Here is a 595-nt window from a genome sequence, read left to right on the forward strand (position 1 = left end):
CCCGTGGAGGTCGACACCGACAGCGAGTTCAGGCCCGTGGACAGCGAGCTCACACCGGCGGAGAGCGAGCTCACGCCTGCCGACAGCGAGCTGATGCCCGTCGAGGTGGACGTCGACAGCGAGTTCAGACCCGTCGACAGCGAGCTCACGCCGGCGGAGAGCGAGCTCACGCCAGCCGACAACGAGCTGATGCCCGTGGAGGTGGACGTCGACAGCGAGTTCAGACCCGTCGACAGCGAGCTCACGCCAGCGGAGAGCGAACTCACGCCTGCGGAGAGCGAGCTCACGCCTGCCGACAACGAGCTGATGCCCGTGGAGGTGGAGGTCGACAGCGAGTTCAGACCCGTCGACAGCGAGCTCACGCCGCTCGACAGCGAGCTGATGCCCGTGGAAGTCGACGTCGACAGCGAGTTCAGACCCGTCGACAGCGAGCTCACGCCAGCGGAGAGCGAGCTGATGCCCGTGGAGGTCGAGCTCGACAGCGAGTTCAGGCCCGTCGACAGCGAGCTCACGCCAGCCGACAGCGAGCTCACGCCCGTGGACAGCGAGCTGATCGCAGCCGAGGTCGAGCTCGACAGCGAGCTCATGCCGGCCG

General features: G+C 67.7%; 1 protein-coding gene. It reads left to right on the plus strand.

Annotated elements, in window-relative coordinates; genetic code table 11:
- On the plus strand, positions 1-595 hold a 595-nt coding region (locus AWB80_RS45420), incomplete at both ends, for a hypothetical protein (protein ID WP_208635782.1).

Origin of the sequence: Caballeronia pedi, assembly GCF_001544915.2 — a bacterium.
Classification (GTDB): domain Bacteria; phylum Pseudomonadota; class Gammaproteobacteria; order Burkholderiales; family Burkholderiaceae; genus Caballeronia; species Caballeronia pedi.